The sequence below is a fragment of the Polystyrenella longa genome, from assembly GCF_007750395.1.
GTDB lineage: Bacteria > Planctomycetota > Planctomycetia > Planctomycetales > Planctomycetaceae > Polystyrenella > Polystyrenella longa.
Map to the genome: position 1 here is coordinate 160,441 of NZ_CP036281.1, position 17,505 is coordinate 177,945.

General features: G+C 51.4%; 11 protein-coding genes. 9 read left to right on the forward strand and 2 right to left on the reverse strand.

The window, feature by feature from the left end; all coding sequences use genetic code 11:
• Positions 1–453 precede the first annotated feature (453 nt).
• The 5 genes from Pla110_RS00600 (at position 454) to Pla110_RS00620 (ending at position 5,940) form a co-directional block, all read left to right on the forward strand.
• Complete coding sequence (locus Pla110_RS00600; RefSeq protein ID WP_144992154.1) at positions 454–1,158, forward strand: NfeD family protein; 705 nt, start codon at positions 454–456, stop codon at positions 1,156–1,158.
• Between the two features lie 227 nt (positions 1,159–1,385).
• Positions 1,386–2,456, forward strand: a complete 1,071-nt coding sequence (floA, locus tag Pla110_RS00605; RefSeq protein WP_144992157.1) for a flotillin-like protein FloA — start codon at positions 1,386–1,388, stop codon at positions 2,454–2,456.
• Positions 2,457–2,530: 74 nt separating this feature from the next.
• Positions 2,531–3,352, forward strand: a complete 822-nt coding sequence (locus tag Pla110_RS00610) for a hypothetical protein (protein ID WP_144992159.1) — start codon at positions 2,531–2,533, stop codon at positions 3,350–3,352.
• Positions 3,353–3,549: 197 nt separating this feature from the next.
• Entirely contained in the window at positions 3,550–4,653 is a 1,104-nt protein-coding gene (locus Pla110_RS00615; RefSeq protein ID WP_197440413.1) for a glycosyltransferase family 4 protein, read from the forward strand.
• A 48-nt stretch (positions 4,654–4,701) separates the two neighbouring features.
• A complete protein-coding gene (locus Pla110_RS00620) occupies positions 4,702–5,940 on the forward strand; it encodes a competence/damage-inducible protein A (protein ID WP_144992163.1) in 1,239 nt (412 codons plus the stop codon).
• Positions 5,941–5,958: 18 nt separating this feature from the next.
• On the opposite strand, the gene Pla110_RS00625 is transcribed toward Pla110_RS00620, so the two are convergent.
• On the reverse strand, positions 5,959–7,053 hold the full coding sequence (locus tag Pla110_RS00625) for a prenyltransferase/squalene oxidase repeat-containing protein (RefSeq protein WP_231742789.1): 1,095 nt from the start codon (positions 7,051–7,053) through the stop codon (positions 5,959–5,961).
• 9 nt (positions 7,054–7,062) lie between these two features.
• Complete coding sequence (locus tag Pla110_RS00630) at positions 7,063–11,691, reverse strand: outer membrane protein assembly factor BamB family protein (protein ID WP_197440414.1); 4,629 nt, start codon at positions 11,689–11,691, stop codon at positions 7,063–7,065.
• Between the two features lie 394 nt (positions 11,692–12,085).
• Here Pla110_RS00630 and Pla110_RS00635 point away from each other — a divergent pair, with 394 nt between their 5' ends.
• The 4 genes from Pla110_RS00635 (at position 12,086) to Pla110_RS00650 (ending at position 17,493) form a co-directional block, all read left to right on the forward strand.
• Positions 12,086–12,718 (forward strand): sigma-70 family RNA polymerase sigma factor, encoded by a 633-nt coding sequence (locus tag Pla110_RS00635; protein ID WP_144992167.1) that lies wholly within the window; start codon positions 12,086–12,088, stop codon positions 12,716–12,718.
• Between the two features lie 223 nt (positions 12,719–12,941).
• Positions 12,942–14,216 (forward strand): serine/threonine protein kinase, encoded by a 1,275-nt coding sequence (locus tag Pla110_RS00640; RefSeq protein WP_144992169.1) that lies wholly within the window; start codon positions 12,942–12,944, stop codon positions 14,214–14,216.
• Between the two features lie 239 nt (positions 14,217–14,455).
• Positions 14,456–16,666: a DNA helicase RecQ gene (gene recQ / locus Pla110_RS00645; protein WP_197440415.1), complete on the forward strand. Its 2,211-nt coding sequence runs from the start codon at positions 14,456–14,458 to the stop codon at positions 16,664–16,666.
• Positions 16,667–16,809: 143 nt separating this feature from the next.
• Positions 16,810–17,493, forward strand: coding sequence for a class I SAM-dependent methyltransferase (locus Pla110_RS00650; RefSeq protein WP_197440416.1), 684 nt, complete (start codon positions 16,810–16,812; stop codon positions 17,491–17,493).
• The last annotated feature ends 12 nt before the right edge of the window (positions 17,494–17,505 follow it).

Below are 17,505 nucleotides of genomic sequence, written 5' to 3' on the forward strand. Positions count from 1 at the left end.
GTATATCGGAGACCGCTTAACCAGTTGATCGAGAGTGCGGTGAACTGAACGCGCATAAAAAATGCCACGGTCTCCTCCATGAAGGGTTATCTTCAGGAGGAGATCCATGGCTCATCACACACTCACTGAATAAGACGAAGAGGCGAGCATGATGGCTCTCGCTTTTTGCATTTTTTTGACAAGATAAGGGAAATTCAAAGTCAAACCGAAAAACGGTCGCCCTAACGTGTTACGAGACATAAGTTTTTGAGATAATTGGAAAACGAGAAAAACGAGTAGTTGCCCGGCGGACCTGTCCCGCGTTACCGATTCTGGTAAAATAGTTTTTCCCATTGGGCTCGGTTTCGGGGCGGGATAGAATAGATAAACAATATTCATTCGGGAGCTGTGTGAACGTCGAACCTTTCGACCGACGGCTTTGTCGAGACTTCAGAGGAGTGAATCGAATTCGCCATGGTGAATTACGAGCTGGTCGCCATTTTGCTGATGCTCATCGGACTGGTCGTTCTGATAGCCGAAATACTGATTCCCTCCGGGGGAATCATCGGGATCATTTCGTTGGCCTGTCTTGTGGGATCGTTCTGGGCTGCGTGGCAGGCCTGGTGGGAATCCAGTCCCGTTATCTTCGGGATCTATGCCTTTTCACTACTGTTTTTCATTCCTGCGACGGTTGCCGGTGCATTTTATATTCTGCCGAAAACCCCCATCGGTAAAAAAATGTTCTTCGATCCGCCCAACGAGGAAGATGTGAGGCCGTTCGTCTCAGAAGCCGAGAAGCTCCAAAAGCTGGTAGGCGAAGTCGGGAAAAGCCTGACGATGCACAACTCGGGAGGAATGGTCACCTTGGGAGGAAAGCGGTATCACTCCGAATCGGAAGGGGTCCTCCTGGAACCGGGGTTACCGATCCGCGTGATCGGATTGAAAGGGAACAGCCTGCTGGTACGGGAAATCAGCGAGCAGGAACTGCAATCGGCCGAGCAGGAACAGTCTGAGCCTTCGGAACTTCCTCAGCCAAACCACTCCTCCGTCGCAGGAACCAATGGAACATCGAATACGCTGACCGAGCCTAAGCCCCAGCCAACTTCTAAAGCCAAACCGACTCCTGAAGGAGCGGGAAGGGCTTCTGACGAACCAAATGTCGATTTTGATATTCCCTGATCCGACCCGGCCTTCGATGTTGAGACCTTGGCATTGGACAAGGTACAGTAGAACATGTCCTGATCGCACTCTGTTTCTAAGTATTGCCAATCACTCGGTTTGGTTCGAATGGCAAATAACTAACTGGTCAGATTGAACCCAAACCCGGTTCAATCGCAAGTTGAAAAAATGGCGATTGCGGAAATATATTCACCAGTCAAATCCTATCACTTCGCAGGAATACTTTCATGAAACTGAATGACTTGTTGCTGCTGGCACAAGACGAACTATGGGACGTGCTCCCTATCGTTGGTGCGATTGTCTTCATACTGTTCATTCTGGTTTTCTTCGCATTCTTCCTGCGTTTCGCTGGATTGTGGATTCAATCTAAATTCACAGGTGCTGGCATTGGGATGTACAGCCTCATCACGATGTGGATGCAGAAGGTGAACCCGAGCATCATTGTGCGATGTCGAATTATGATGGTGCAGGCCGGGCTCTCCAAAATGTACGACGTCTCGCACAAAATTCTAGCCGCTCACCATCTGGCAGGTGGGAACGTGATGAATGTAACGCGCGCGTTAATCGCTGCGGATAAAGCCAAAATTCCACTCGACTGGCCAACGGCTGCGGCCATTGACCTGGCGGGTCGAGACGTCCTCGACGCGATGAGAACGAGCGTATATCCCAAAATCATCGACTGTCCCGATCCACGACGAACTGCCGGGTCACTGGATGCGATGGCGGGTGATGGGATTCAGTTGAAAGCTCGAGCCCGTGTGACTGTGCGAACCAACATCAACCAGTTGATTGGAGGAGCGACGGAAGAAACTATTATCGCTCGCGTTGGTCAGGGGATTGTCCAGGCGATCGGTTCGACTCCTTCTTACAAGACGGTGCTTGAAAATCCAGATTCCATTTCTCACACTGTGCTCAACCAGGGGCTCGAAGCTCATACGTCGTTTGAGATTGTCTCGATTGATATTGCCGATATCGACGTGGGAGACAACATTGGTGCTCGACTGATGGCGGACCAAGCGGAAGCCGACATGCGTGTCGCTCAGGCCAAGGCGGAACAGAAACGAGCCGACGCCTTCGCTCGTGAGCAGGAAGAGATCGCTCACATCCAGGAGAACCGGGCTAAGGTCGTATTGGCCGAAGCACAGGTTCCCAAGGCGATTGCCGACGCGTTCCGGCAGAAGAAACTCGGCTTGATTGATTATCTCAATCTGAAGAACATTCAAGCTGACACGATGATGCGTAACTCCATCGCAGGCGAGTCACGTAATACTAGCAGCCGAGAAGATCACCTTGCGTAGACGAATCGACGGGAATGCTCCGTTGTCGAAAAGGTGAATCGTTTCGGAAGTCAAACTAATAAGGAAAACCAATTATGATTACCGACTTCAATTTCGGTTTGCTGGCCGTCGGGGTGGAGGAAGTGGTCACTGCGGTTTTCCTGATCATCACCTTTCTCAGCTGGGTCTTTCAGGCGATTAATTCGAAACAGCAAGAAAAGGATGAGAAAAAGGCGAAGGCTGGCCGGCCACGTGGAAAACAAAAGCAGGAACAGAAGGAGTCATTCGAAAGCGAAATCGAACGTTTCCTGAAAGAAGTGAATGATCCTAATGCTGACCGTAATGAGTCGCGTCACGATGATTCTCGCCATGAACGAGATCGTGATCGTCAACGGGTTCGCCGGGAGGATCGGGAACGCCGACCAGAACCAATGGCCAGCACGCGAACGTCTCCCTCTGCTCGCACTCTGGAAGAAGAGTTCGAAATCGAAATCATCGACGAACCGGCACCTTCGCCAGCCCAGCGACGTCGTCGTCAACGCCAACGGGAAAGGGACGAAGCGCGGAAAGCAGGCGCGGCAGCTCAAAAAGCCGAGGCGCGTCCCAAAATCAAGAAGGAGCGAAAATCGCTTCGCGATCGTGATCGGGTAGAAAAAAAACTGGGAACAGGCGTCAGCAGTCATGTCGAAGAGTATCTCGATCGTGATGCCACTGCGAATAAAGCGCATTACAGCTCTCTGGGTCAGGGAGTCTCCAGCAGCGTGACTGCTCATCTCGGAAGTATTGAAGCCACTCCCGGTCCAGACGCCTCAGAAATTCGTGCTGATAAAGTTCGGGCCCTGTTCGCAAATCAGGAAACTCTACGCCAGGCGATTCTCGTAAACGAAATACTCTCCAAACCCAAGAGTCTTCGTTGAGACGGCAGACCTCCCGTCTATCCGTTTCGGATTGGAAAAGTCTTCTAAGCATTGGCTCGTTGCGGACGAACTTAATTCGACGTTCCTTTGTTTGACACTCAGGCGACCAGCAATGTCGTGTAAATTATTTCCGTTATCGAACTGGGGAGATTTTCCCGGCGGCGGATATCCAATAATTCCCTATTTGAGAAATGGTTATGCCTGATCAGATGCGAGTCCTGTTGCTGGCTCAGCGATTCGAACTGCGCGGACGGTCTCGTTATACCATGCGGCTTTGCAATGCGTTCACGCAGAAAGACATCCAGTTTGAAGTGATCACCCCCGAAGCGCATCTGCTGAGTGCGGAAGACATCGATCGATGGCACATCTCGGAGTACCGTCATCTCGACTTGCCCATCTGGGGACGGATCGTACAGCGATTGATTGAACGCGACCTGCTCGATTCTCCTCCCGATCTCATTCACGTGCAATCTGGTTCGCTGGCGGACTTTGGACTCAATTTAGCCGACGCGTTGAACCGACCCGCCATTCTGACAATTCAAAAACATCTGATTGGGAATGAGCCGTGGCTGCGGCATGTGAATCGTTTTGACAGAGTCATCACCGTTAGCCAGGACGTGAAACGGAGCTTTCTAAAACACGTTAAATATCCCTCGAATTGCCTTGCCCGAATTCATAACGGTGTGCCGATCCCGGAACTCAATCTGGAGACTGACTTACTCAACCCGACACGTGTACCGGTTATCGGAATCGTGGGCCCGTTGGAAAAGGTCAAAGGGATCCCTTATTTTCTTGGTGCCGCGAAGCAACTGGTCGACGATAAGTATGACGTGGAGTTTATTATTGCCGGAGCAGGGCCAGAGGAAACGAACCTGCGGAGACTTACGAAAGAGTTGAACCTGACTCAGCATGTCACGTTTGCCACTAATCTGCGTGACCTGTCCGCCCCGTTGAAGGCGATCGACATTTACTGCCTTCCCTCCCTGCAACAGGGCCTGGGGACAATCATGCTGGAGGCGATGTCGATGGGGCGTTTGGTAATTGCCTCGAATGTGGGTGGGGTCGACAGTATTGTTCGAGATGGAGAAACGGGCTGGATTGTACCTGCCGCTGATAGTCAGGCGTTGGCGAAAAAATTTATCGATGCTCTCGATCATCCGGATATCTCTCGCACAATTGGTTTAGCGGGCCGTGCGTTTGTGAAGCAGAAATTTTCGGTCGAACCGATGGTCGAAAAAACGCTCTCTCTCTATCATCAGGTTGTTGAGTCCCGGGCTGATTTGCCCAGTAGCTCGAGCTGAGAATAAACCTGACTACGCTTTATTTCATTTTCCATTCTGGATGTCCCCATGCACGCTGAGATTATTGCCATTGGATCTGAACTGACTTCAGGAGCCAAGCTGGATACGAACAGTCAGTGGCTCAGTCAACGTTTGGCCGAACATGGCTTAGTCGTTCGCGCTCACCATACGGTCGCGGATGATATCGAAGAGCTGGTTCGGCTGTTACGGTCCGCTGCGGAACGTTCTTCGCTGGTGTTGATCACGGGGGGCCTGGGGCCAACATTGGACGATCTGACTCGTCAGATGATGGCTGACATGGCAGGCGTCGATCTGGAAATTAACGAGGCGGCTCTTGCTCACTTACAACATCTTTTTTCCCGCCGAAATATTACGATGCCGGAACGGAACAAGGTGCAGGCACTGTTTCCCGTCGGTAGCAAGGTTGTTCACAATCCTATCGGGACCGCGCCTGGTATCTGGATGAAGGCCGATTTTCCGCCCCATGCCGATATTGTCGCTCTACCCGGTGTGCCGGCCGAAATGAAACGCATGTTTGTGGAAGAAGTCTTACCCCATCTTCCCCAGGGGAAACGCCTGATTCGGCACGCTCGGGTGAACTGTTTCGGAAGAGGCGAGTCGACGATGGAAGAACTGCTGGGAGAATTGACGGCCCGGGGACGCGACCCGGAAGTCGGAATCACTGTTCATGAAGCGACCATCACCTTGCGGATCAATACGAGTGGAGAAACGCCGGAAGAATGCGAAATTAAAATCCAGCAGACCAAAGAATTGATTACGACTCAATTGGGATATCTCGTCTTTGGTGAAGAAGACCAGGAACTGGAACACATCGTCGTCGACCTGCTTAATGAACGACACCAAACATTTGCGACGCTTGAGTTGGGAACCGGGGGTGCTCTGGCCAACCGAATTCATGACTACATGGAGTCGCCTCGTTGTTTCGCCGGTGGGTTGATCTACCCCGATATGCAGCGGGCATTAACGGGATTGAATAACCTGGGAACAGAATCGTTCTCGGAGAATCCCTCGTTGATAGAGGTTGCCAAGGCTGCACGGGATTTGATGGAAACGGATTATCTGCTCGCCGTTTCTGACTGGGATCGGGATATGATTGAATCGGATGATATGGTGCCCGATGTTTCGATCGTGCTGATTGCAGATGGGAAAGAAGTCGAGAAGAACTTTACGCTTGGCGGTGACCCGGGGATTTATAAGGGACGTGTGAGTAAAGCAATTCTCAACCAGTTGCGATTGCATCTTCTTGGTGTGGATGCCGATTCCTGAGAATCCTCGCAGGATGTCTTAGCTCTCTTCGGCATTCAACAGCGCGAGCGTGCCGAGTCCGTAGAATGTATATTCGACATCGGCCTGGTCATCCCAATGCGCCCCGCGAAATCCCCCTGTAGGGAATTCAAGTTGAGTCTCGAAAAGGTTCCGGATTCGATCCGCTTTGAGCAGGCGGTTGGCAGGGATGTTGAGATCCTGAAGCGTTAGCAGCCCCGTAAAAGTAGAGAGCCCATCTGCAAAGGGGATCCGCGTATTCGCCTGAAACCCCCCTTCATCGCTGCGGACTTCTTTAAGAAAGTGCAGCAGGTCTTCTTCCAGTTCCTGATCCCAGGCATCGAGAATGTTGAGCATGACCACCGCAGCGGCGGTGGGGTTCGTTCCACTTCGTTTCATGGGGGCGATTTCAACGAACCCACCATCTTCACGTTGTCGGTCGTACAAGAATTGAATCAAAGCATTTGGTCGTGGAACGGACTGACCGAGGAATTGATAACAGAGAGCAGTCAGAAAAGATTGATATGTACTTCCAGCTGCGCCCTGGTCGGACTTGGCATAGCCACCATCTTCGCGACGGAATGATTCCAATCGGTCCATCAACTGCGGAACGAGGTCGGCCGAGAAGGCGGAAGTCAGATCGACGCCGGTCGTGACTTGTAACATCAATGCGGAATTCAACCAGCTGATCAGGTCGACTACGTTCAGACGAAGCGGTTGATGTTCCTGTAAAAACGGGATCGTCCGTTCGGCGATTTCGGGAGTCAGTTGGGAGACTAAAGTCAGTCCCCTTAGAGCAAAGCTCGTGTAATAGAGATCCGAATCACCATCGCGACCTTTAAAACCACCATCTTCTTGTTGTTGTGCCTGAATGAAACGGGCGTGCCGGATACATCGTTCCTCGTCCCATTCGCGCAGACCGAAACTCAGTCGAGTGGCGAGTTGAATCAGATAAGGCTCGGCAGTCATCGGAGGGCTCAGGCAGTCGTTGGCAAACAGGAATGTAGATACGGAGAAAGAAGAGGGGGTGCCGTTGTAATTGGGGCCGTCGAGGATAGCAGGCCAGAAAAACAAACAACAGGGTTCGTTGAACGATATTGGAATAGAGTAAGTCATCCCCGGTAATTATTCGGGTTGCTGGTCTTCAATCTCTTTTGATTCGTCCGATTCCGGTTTGGTGTCGACTTCGGCCGACGCTGGAGTCGCGCGAATCGTGAAATCATTGAATTTGAATTCGATCCGTTTTCGATCTGGGTTCAGGTCAATCGTGTATTTGTCATTGGCGGCCAGCGTTTGGTGTTCAAAGAGAGTCTTACCAGTACGGCGATCAAGAACTGCAGTGTTTAAAGTCTGAGACGACCTCAGTGGGTTGAGATTTTCTTTGGTCTTGATGGTGAGAAGGATTATGGGAAGGTCAGGGATCTGGTGACTATAGAACATCCCCTCTTCAAAATCACGTTGCCACTCCAACGATTTTTTACGACGGTTGACGGCAAAACATTGTGCATTCACGAGGAAAGGAGGGTGTAACTGATCGGAGTTGTAAGAGTAAGAAAAATTCCGCTCGTTGGCTTGTTCTTTTTCAACGAGAACGAGGTACTGATCTTCGGCGGCGATCAGTCGGATCTGTTTCAGCTGGGCGGTTGGATTGACTTTTAAATCAACAATCTTCTTACCGGACGTCAAATCGATCATGTGGAACTGCCCCTCTTGATCAAGTACAGCCAACCGATCCCCTTCTTCGTCCCGCACGACATCAAGGGCTGCGTCTCCCGGGAACGTGTATTCCCAGGAAATTTCCCCTGTTTCGATCGATAGAGAATAAATCCGTCGATTTCCCGCCTGTCTACCTGAGATAACACATTGATTCGCCATAATGGCGATCGGTTGCTCACCTGATCCCGGCTTAATTGTGTTAATGATTTCTCCCGTGATCGCATTCAGAGCGGTCAGTTCACGCTCCATCCGCGGATCGGAAGAGAGCAGGCCAATGATCGAATCTTTTCCGAAGATTAACGCTGAATCAGAAACATGTTTGACTTGCCAGAGGACTTTGCCGGTATTCACATCGGCCGAGTAAAGAGTGTCGCCGATGCGGTAGTAGATACGGTCTTCAATGACGGGACCCGCAAACGGAACGGGGACATCATACCACGGGGTAAGTTTATTAAGACCTGTAGAAATAGAAGCGTCCAGAGACTCAATGAGAGATCGGCTCCAGAGCATGATCGGTGTCTCATCGGGGCCGCGACTTTTCCAGACGCTCAAGTCGCCATCCAGGAGTACTAATAAAAAGGGTCCGCTGGAAAATACGGATGTTCGGTCTCGTCCGACTCCCTGGATGGAATGTTGTGGAAAGGGGAAAATCCACTTTGGTTCCTGAGAACGAGTTTCGACTTCTAATCGATGCAGGGATGCATTCCAATAGTATCGATAAGAAGTAAAAGGACCGGAATTGTCGATGTAATGAGTAAGTTCTGTTCGCAATACATTCGGGAGATTCGAATTGGTCTGATATTGCTGAATGTCAAACAGGTCGACGCTTTCGAAGACGCGACTAATTGTATGGCCTGGCTCCAACTCTTCTTTCTGTGCCCGGGCGAAGTCGATACCGGATTGGTCGCCGTGAACAGTCAACGATTTAAAGTGTGTCGCAATGACATCCAGCCAGGCGAGTGCCAGTTGCGGTTCGTTCTTTTCCCGTAGATGTTCGTAATACTGATAAGCCCATTCGGCTCCCTGTTCCGGGTCGTTCAGGGCGAGTTCTTGCAGGTAGAAATTTCGTTGAAATTCATATCTCGCCTGCTGGCGGTCACGAAGCGCGGATTTTTCCTCCTCGGCCAGTTCCTTCAATTCCTGATTAAACTGCGACACCAACCGTCGCTGGAGAAAAACAGACGCGGGCAAGTCACGCAGTATCTGTTCCAACTGAGAAAGTCCTTCCTGGTCATCTTCAAGAAGGCTCTCGACCAACTGTTCAATCTTCTGCTGAACAGTTTGCTTCTCGGAATCGTCGAGCTGGGTATACCAGTCGGTCATTTGAGAGCGGAACCAGAGCGTCGGCGTTAGAGAGGCCTTCTCCAATTTGACTAAGGGAAGTCGGCTGGATTCACTGGAATGAATGAATGCCAGGGCAGCGTCGAATGCGCGTAGATATTCTTCGCGTTGGACGTAACGATCGACGATCAGCTTCAGTACGGAGAAAGAATCGTCCGTAGTGGAGATCAACGAGAGTAACTCTTCAATGGCGGGGTCGGCCTGATCCGGATCATACTGAACGTCCTCTTTCAACAGGCGAATCAACAGTTGTCGAGCTGATTGAGAGTCATGCTTAGTATTCAATTGTCTTAATGCTTCGCGCCCGGCGGCCATCTCGCCCGATAACAGTAGTTCGTGTGCCTGCTGATAGAGCGCTTCTTCCGACTGTGGTTGTGATTCCAAAACGGCATCGATTTGCTGTTTTGCGGTTGCTGCTGTGGGAAAGCTGACGAGGAATTCCTCGCTCTGACAATAGAGCTGACCTTCGCTCGCCAGGAGGACACCGCGTGCCTGGAGTGGTTTCAGAACATATTGAGATCGGGTGCGCCCGTTTTCAGTTTCCAGGCTGAGAATCAGTCCCGAACTGAGAGGGACATGTATGAGTTGATTGGCTAACAGGGGACGCCCAGAAGGAGTTTTGTCGAGCTTACTTTTCCAGACTGTTTCCCCCGTAACCAAATGGATAGATTCCACCGAGTTTCGATTAAGAACAAGCAAACGATGATTCTCGATGCCGATTAACGTGACCAAATCTTTTTGTTCCCGTGTCCAGTTTTGTTCGCCCGTCGCGACATTGATGCAGAAGAAGACTGAACTGTCAGGCGGAGCCATTGCCACATGGCCGTCGCCCGCGATCGGAATTGCTTCGCCGCCCGGGTGGTTCATCTCGGTAGGAAGGAGGATCTCATCGGCATCACTAGGGGCGGAAGAGCGGTCAAGAGGGCGGAAGCGTGCGGAAAAACTTGGGTATTTTGTTTTCCAAATCCACCGTTCTTCAGTCAGGTCATAGGCGAATAATAAACCATTGCCAGTCGGACAAAGCAGGACTTGATCAAGCAAGGCGGGAGAAAGCTCGTAGTTACTAAGCAACAGCTCTTGGACTTCGAGTGGAGATAACTGCTGGAGAGGTTGCTGACGAATCAGGTGGCCACTGTCTGCATCGAGGGTAAGCAACAACAACTCTGAACCACTGATGGCCAACGTGTAAAGTTTGTCTTCTAAACAGAGCGGCGCACCGAGAAAGAAATAACCGGCGAGTGGTAAAACTTGAAACTGTCTGGTCCCACCGATCTCCCATTGAACTTTTCCCGAGCTCGCTTCCAATGCATACAGGCGGTTGAACCTCTCGACTTGCTGGGTCCCTCCGAAGATCACAACGCGCTGATTCGGCTCCTCCTCTGGGATTACCTTGTCCAGCGCGAAGACTTGCCGTCCGTTGCTGCTGAGCGACTGACTGCGGGCATTGGTCCACAGTTTGGAACGCAGCAAGTTTTCCATCGTGGTTCGATTATTGGCCAATACTTGTTCGCTGGGGTGAGCTTGATTCAGAACCCAACGTTCGAATTCGAGATCAAGTTGCACATCGCGCCAGGCAAGTTTGCCGGTGGCTTGTTCGCGTGCTTCGACTCCCGCGAGGGTTCGCATGATGAGCAATGGCCCGATTTTCAAAGGTTCGTTGACGGGGATCAGCTCTTGCTCCTGAGACTCGGTGGTGCGAATCAGGCTGCGAATGATCTGTCGTGCGGGAGCAAGTTCATCCATTCTCGCTTCAAAAGCGGCGGCCAGTAAATCGGTTTGCCAAAGGGGTTCTCCCCGGGGTTGCGCGGTCGCCACCACATTTCGAGAGAGATTTCCCCGGTTGTGCGACCAGTCTTTCAGCTCTTCGGTGCTGCTGTTGGAGGCGTCTGTCTTCGTCGGTTTCAGTATCTCCTCGGAAAGCTGGGTCACCGGGATCGATTCCCCACCGAAGGTGATCTGGGCCTCCGGGAAATCCGTTTTGATTTGCTCGAGGATCGATTTGGCTCTCGCGTGCTCCCCTGTTTCCAGATAAGCCCAGGCAAGTCGAAATTGCACACGGGTTCTTTCCGTTGTCTTCAGCTGGCTGGAGTTGGCCCGTTCGTAATATCGAATGGCCGAGGGAAAGTTAAAGCGATCGAAATGTTGATTCCCCAATTGAAGGGCGGCTTGGCGCCCGCTGGCAGTCTGTGGATACAGGCGAACAAGCTCTTCGAGCAGGGCCAGTTTGCGAGTGGGGTTAGGCTCATTCTCGTATTGAAGGTACGCCGCCTCGGCAGCAGTACCCAACTGCAGTTCGTAAACCCGTCTTGCCTCCGTCGGGAGGTCGTTCAAGATTTGGAGAGCAATATTTTTGAGCGACAGCGGTTGGACTTGGGTGAATTGAGGGAACTGCTTGGAATCGAGTAATAGATCGGTATCCAGTTCCAGAATAGACTGCACAATTTCAAACCCGTTCGCGTAGTCTTTCGCTTCAAAGGCCTGCAGGCCGGTGTCCAGTTTTCGGATCAACTCCTGCTGCTCGCCAATACCCCGTTGTACTTCCGAGGGAGGGGCGGGGTTGATTTCGGGTAGCTGAGCGAGCAGGGAATTTCCTGTTTGACAGCCGGGAATCTCCAGAAATTGAGCTCTGGCCCAGAGGCTGGCCAAACCGAGCAAAAAGAGGAACATCCAGTACGTGTGAACTCGTATCGGGCGCATGTTCTTCAATTCTGAGAGTTCCGGAGGTAAAGGAAAAAAGGAGGCGATCTGGAAGGTGTCCTCCTGCCGGGACGTCATTTTGCGGCGGGAGCGCAGTTCTAGGTTGGAGTTTCATTATAGGTCCCGCTCCAAGAGAGCAGAAGCGGCAAATAAGAGGATCCATACCCTAAATTACGGTCTCGGAGCAGGTTTCGGCGTGGAATGACATGGCGATACTGACGGTTAATTCACGAGAACGTCCGAAAACCAGTCCTATTAAGTCGGCTTTTTCTATGGTAGGGTGCTGTTCGGGCCTTACAATGGTAGCATGCGAACGAAAAGGCCCGGTTCTAAACAAAGGTCCAGACGGCTTGAACTCTTTGCTCACATAGATTTACGACCCTGAGACAGGTATATGCCCGATATCGAGGAACTCGAACAACGACTCATTGAAGGAGATCGTGCTGCGCTGGCGGAGCTGTTTCAAGTGCATTACGAGCGTTTGTGGCGCATTGTGCATTTTCGGCTCGACCCGCGAATGCATGGACGAATCGATGCGGACGACGTTCTGCAGGACGCCTTTATCGACGCCGAGAAACGGATCACTACCGTTCTTCACGAATCGCCCGGTTCCGTCTTTATCTGGCTTCGTTTGATTGTGAATCAGACGCTGACGGACTTACATCGCAAGCATCTGATGGCTCAGAAGCGGTCTGCCAAAAAAGAGATCCGGGTCAATCACCAGAAGTACAGCAGTGAATCGACCTCTTTCGCCCTGTCATTTCATCTGTTAGGGCATCTGACTTCGCCCAGCCAAGCGGTTTTGAGGACTGAAATCTCAGAGAATCTGGAAGCAGCCCTCTCCAGTTTAAGTGAGATCGACCGGGAAGTCCTCGCTTTGCGGCATTTCGAGGAGCTGACCAACTCGGAAACTGCCCAGATTCTAAATTTGACGCCTCAGGCGGCCTCGGTTCGATATATCCGGGCAATTAAACATCTGAAACATGTTTTAACCGCAATTCCCGGGTTGATGCCGGAAGATGCCTGACGTATTGAGATTGGTCGTTCCGCTGTTTGTTATTTCACGGATGTGCGAAAGACAGGTTTCTGTCCTGACGTACGTGCGGTTGACGACCCTTCGGGTAAAAATCGAAGAGGAACAGCAATCGGGCCTCTCTTCTGCTGGTCGTCACGATGTATAATCGTATTGACGTAATAAGATAGCGCGCCTCATTCACTCTGTTTCTCTCGTGCGAATCAGAGAGTCTGAAATGAGCGAAGCGATAAGTGCTTACCAGATGAAGGTGTACGGTGTGCCTGACCAGTCGCCAGCCGATGAACCTCAGACCAGGGATCTTCTCGAGATCCTGTTGACCCAGTATCTGGAAGAGTTGCGTAAAGGAACTCTTCCAGCGATAGATGTGTACGTAAAAAGGTACCCTCATCTGGCGGAAGAAATCAATGAGGTATTTCCAATTGCCGCCAGCATGGAGCAGTGGAAATCGACCAAAGATATGGATGTGGCTCAACGCGAGCAGCAACGTCCGATCAAAATCGAAAAGATTGGACCTTATCAGATCGTTCGTGAAATTGGACGGGGGGGCATGGGGGTCGTCTTTGAGGCGGTCAATGAACAGTCTGGTCATCGAGTTGCTTTAAAACTATTGCTGACAGGATTCGCTCACGCGAAGAAATGGCGAGAACGGTTTCAGACCGAAGCCCGTCTGGCTGCCCGCTTGCAGCACACAAACATTGTATCCGTCCTCGACTTTGGCGAGTCCGATGGAAGTTGTTATTACGCAATGCAGCTTGTCGAAGGGATGAGCCTGCACTGGTTGATCAAAAGACTGCGGGAACCGATGGGTCTCGTTACGGCGACCGAAATAATGGAGTCGTTCCAGAACGGGGACGAGCTTAAACCAGACACCGATCAAGAACGGACCGCACCGGTTGACGAGTCTCGCTGCCTGAAACGAAACGCCTGGAAGCAAATTGGCAAGATCGGTATTCAGGTTGCTAAAGCACTTCAACATGCCCATCAAGCTGAGACATTGCATCGCGATATCAAACCTTCGAACCTGCTGCTTGATCCACGTGGCAACATTCGGATCACCGACTTTGGGCTGGCCCAGCAGATAGAAGAACAGACCGAGATTCAATCGGCGATTGTCGCGGGTACACTTCGCTACATGGCACCCGAATGCCTGCATGGCGTCTCCGACGAACGGAGTGATATTTATTCCTTCGGGGCGACGTTGTACGAACTGACGACTTTGCACAAAATGATTCCGGGAGACAATCCGGAAGATGTCATTCATGGCATTCAGGCCAGAGCGATTGCTCCTCCCCGATCGGTAAACCCGGAAATTCCGCGTCCTTTGGAAGCGATCATCGACAAAGCGACTCAGCTACTTCCAGAAGATCGTTATCAGACGGCACGGCACATTAAACGGGACATTGCCCGTTTCCTTCGGAATCAACCTGTCGAAGCACCACCGCTCCAGAATACTACTTCTTTTCGCAATTTGTTTTCGCTTAAAAAGTAGTGCCGCGCTGTTCGGCTGCGAATCACGCTTTATTCTCTCCCAGCGATGGTTCAGACTAGAGGAATTCCGGTCCCTCCTGCACAATAGGACTGCCGTCCTCCAAGGGGACGGTAAGGCCTGCCGACTGTCAACGGCGATGTACGCCCGAACGCTCTCTTCCGGCCCGTTCAGGTTCAGGGGCACCGAGTCCTGTTTTTTAGACGGAACTACATGCTTAAAAGGGAATGATGACCAACAGGATGGAAACGGAATCGCATACAGAATCATTACGGGAAATCATCGAAGAGTACTGGGGGTACGATGAATTTCGGCCTCTGCAGGAAGCGGCGATGGTCTCGGTGATGGCTGCGCGCGATTCGCTCGTCGTTCTTCCAACAGGGGGCGGAAAATCGCTCTGCTATCAGGTCCCGGCGATGGCGATGGAAGGGTTGGCAGTCGTGGTCAGCCCTTTGATCTCGTTGATGAAGGACCAGGTCGATGCGCTCAAAGCATGTGGCATTCCCGCGGCTTATCTGAACAGCACGCTCAGTTGGGATGAATCTCGCGAAGTGTTCGACGAAATGCAGGCCGGTACACTCAAACTGTTGTACGTCGCCCCCGAACGTTTAATGAACAGTTACCTGCTCGAAAAGCTGGTGCAGGCTAAGGTCTCGTTTATCGCGATTGATGAAGCGCACTGCGTTAGTATGTGGGGGCATGACTTCCGACCGCATTATCGAGAACTGAAACAGATCCGTGAGATCTTCCCGAACATTTCAATACACGGATATACAGCGACCGCCACCGAGCAGGTCCGGGAAGACATTGCCAATCAGCTTCAGTTGATCGAACCCGAAATCCTGGTAGGTCCGTTCGACCGACCGAACCTTTCGTATTCAGTAGAGCAGATCAATGACCGTCTGCAACAGATTCGTGCAGTGGTTGAACGACACCCGGATGAATCTGGAATCGTGTACTGTATCTCGCGGAAAGAAGTCGAAAACGTCAGCAATGCTCTGAATGAAATGGGGTATCGCGCACTCCCATATCACGCCGGTTTGCCGGATGATGATCGCAGCGGGAATCAGGAATCCTTCATTCAGGACCGGACCGATATCATTGTCGCGACGATTGCCTTTGGCATGGGGGTCGATAAACCGAATGTACGGTATGTGATTCACTCCGGCCTTCCCAAGTCTATCGAGAACTATCAACAGGAAAGTGGTCGCGCGGGTCGTGATGGTCTGGAAGCGGAATGCTGCCTCTTCTATTCCGAAGCGGACCTGTATTCTTGGGAACGGATTTTAAGTGATCAACCGGAAGCCGTTAATCAGGCTTCGATGAATTCTATCCGGGCGATGTTGGGGTACTGTCATGCCTACGTCTGTCGGCATCAGCAACTCGTCGCACACTTTGGACAGTCGCTGGAAGAAACATGCGGACACGGGTGCGATGTCTGTCGGGGGGATTATGAACTGGTTAAAGATTCCCTCGTCGTCTCACAAAAGATACTCTCCTCCGTATACCGTCAGGATCAACGTTTCGGAACCAGTTATACTGCTTCGGTTTTAAAGGGTTCCCGGGATAAAAAAGTGCTCGGAAATCAACATGATCAGCTAAGCACTTACGGACTTCTCAAAAAAGAGAGCCTGGCGACTATCCGTAACTGGATTAATCAACTGGTGGCTCAGCACTACCTGCAAAAAGCAGGAGAGTATCAACTTCTTCGTCTCACCGAGATCGGTTGGGAAGTGATGAAAGGAGATCGCGAACCCAAATTGATTCAACCCCGCATCGAAAGCAAATCAGAGCGAGCAAGTCGACGATCGCAGGAAGTACAGGGGGATGCCTGGGCAGGTGTTGACCAGGATCTCTTCCAGGAACTGCGACAGCTTCGGCTGGAAACGGCCGAGGATCGGCAGCTGAAACCGTACATGGTCTTTAGTGATGAGACTCTGCGTGGTTTGGCCCGGTTGCGTCCGTCGTCGATGGACAACCTCTTACAGGTCAAAGGAGTCGGTCAGAAAAAGTCGGAAGATTATGGCCAGCGATTTCTGGATGCAATTTCCGCCTATTGCGATTCGAACGATCTGGAACAGGATGTCGATACAAGAACCCGAGTACGACGTCCCAAAGCGAAAGCGAAGTCGTCCGAACTGAATAAACTAGTGAAGACCGCCTTCGATCTGTTTGCGGACGGAAAAACGACCTTCCAGATTGCGGAAGAGCTGGATCGATCAGTTACGACCGTGAATGGCTACCTGTCCCGATATATCCAACATCACCAGCTGACCGACGCGACACCCTGGGTAGACGAAGAGGTGACCCGTCGAATTGAAACGGTTGTCGATGAAGTTGGTGCCGAGCGGCTCAAGCCAATTTTCGAAGAGTTAAAGCAAGAAGTCTCCTACGATCAGATTCGGATCGTGGTCGAATGTCGACTTCAGCGAGAACAAAAGCGTACTGAATGACTCCTTGTTGAGGTAAACACATCTATCTCGGGTGTGTCCGACGCTTTATATGGGTGCAATACTAAAGTACGCAGTAAGTTGGACAGGCAGCAGAAGTTAAATAGACTTCCGTAATTAAAGTTACCATTGAAGGAATTGACATAATGATACCACGACAGCTTGAACCGGAAGTGATGGACGAGTCAGGTGAGGCACAGGAATACAATCAGATGGATCATCGGGAGGTGAACGAGCTATTCGTGACGGACCTCGCTTGGGAAGTGACTCAATACGATCTGACCGGCGTTTTGCAGGTTCTGGATGTCGGCACGGGTACTGCCTTAATTCCGATCGAGATTTGCCGGCAGTCGAAAGAGCCTCACCAGATCATTGGAATCGATCTTTCGAAAGAGATGTTGAAACTGGGCGAGCAAAACGTCGAAGAGGCAAAGCTCTCGGAGCAGATTTCCCTGAAATCGATTGATGCCAAACAAATCCCAGAGGATCTCGGTCCGTTCGACGTAGTGATCTCCAATAGCATCGTGCATCACATTCCGGAGCCTGCCGATGTCTTTCGGGAAATGGTGCGTGTATTAAAACCGGGGGGACTGTTGTTCATACGCGACCTGATGCGACCCGAGAGTGAAGACGAACTGATGAAGCTGGTCGAAGAGTATGCGGGCGAAGAATCGTTCTATGCACAAAAGCTGCTCGCGAATTCGTTGCACGCGGCTTTGACACTAGAGGAAGTCAACGAGCTCGCCGAGGAAGCCGGCATAGATCGGTTCAGCCTGAACGCGACCTCCGATCGACATTGGACTCTCAGCGGCTCTAAAGCCGCTGAATGATCCCGTCAATGA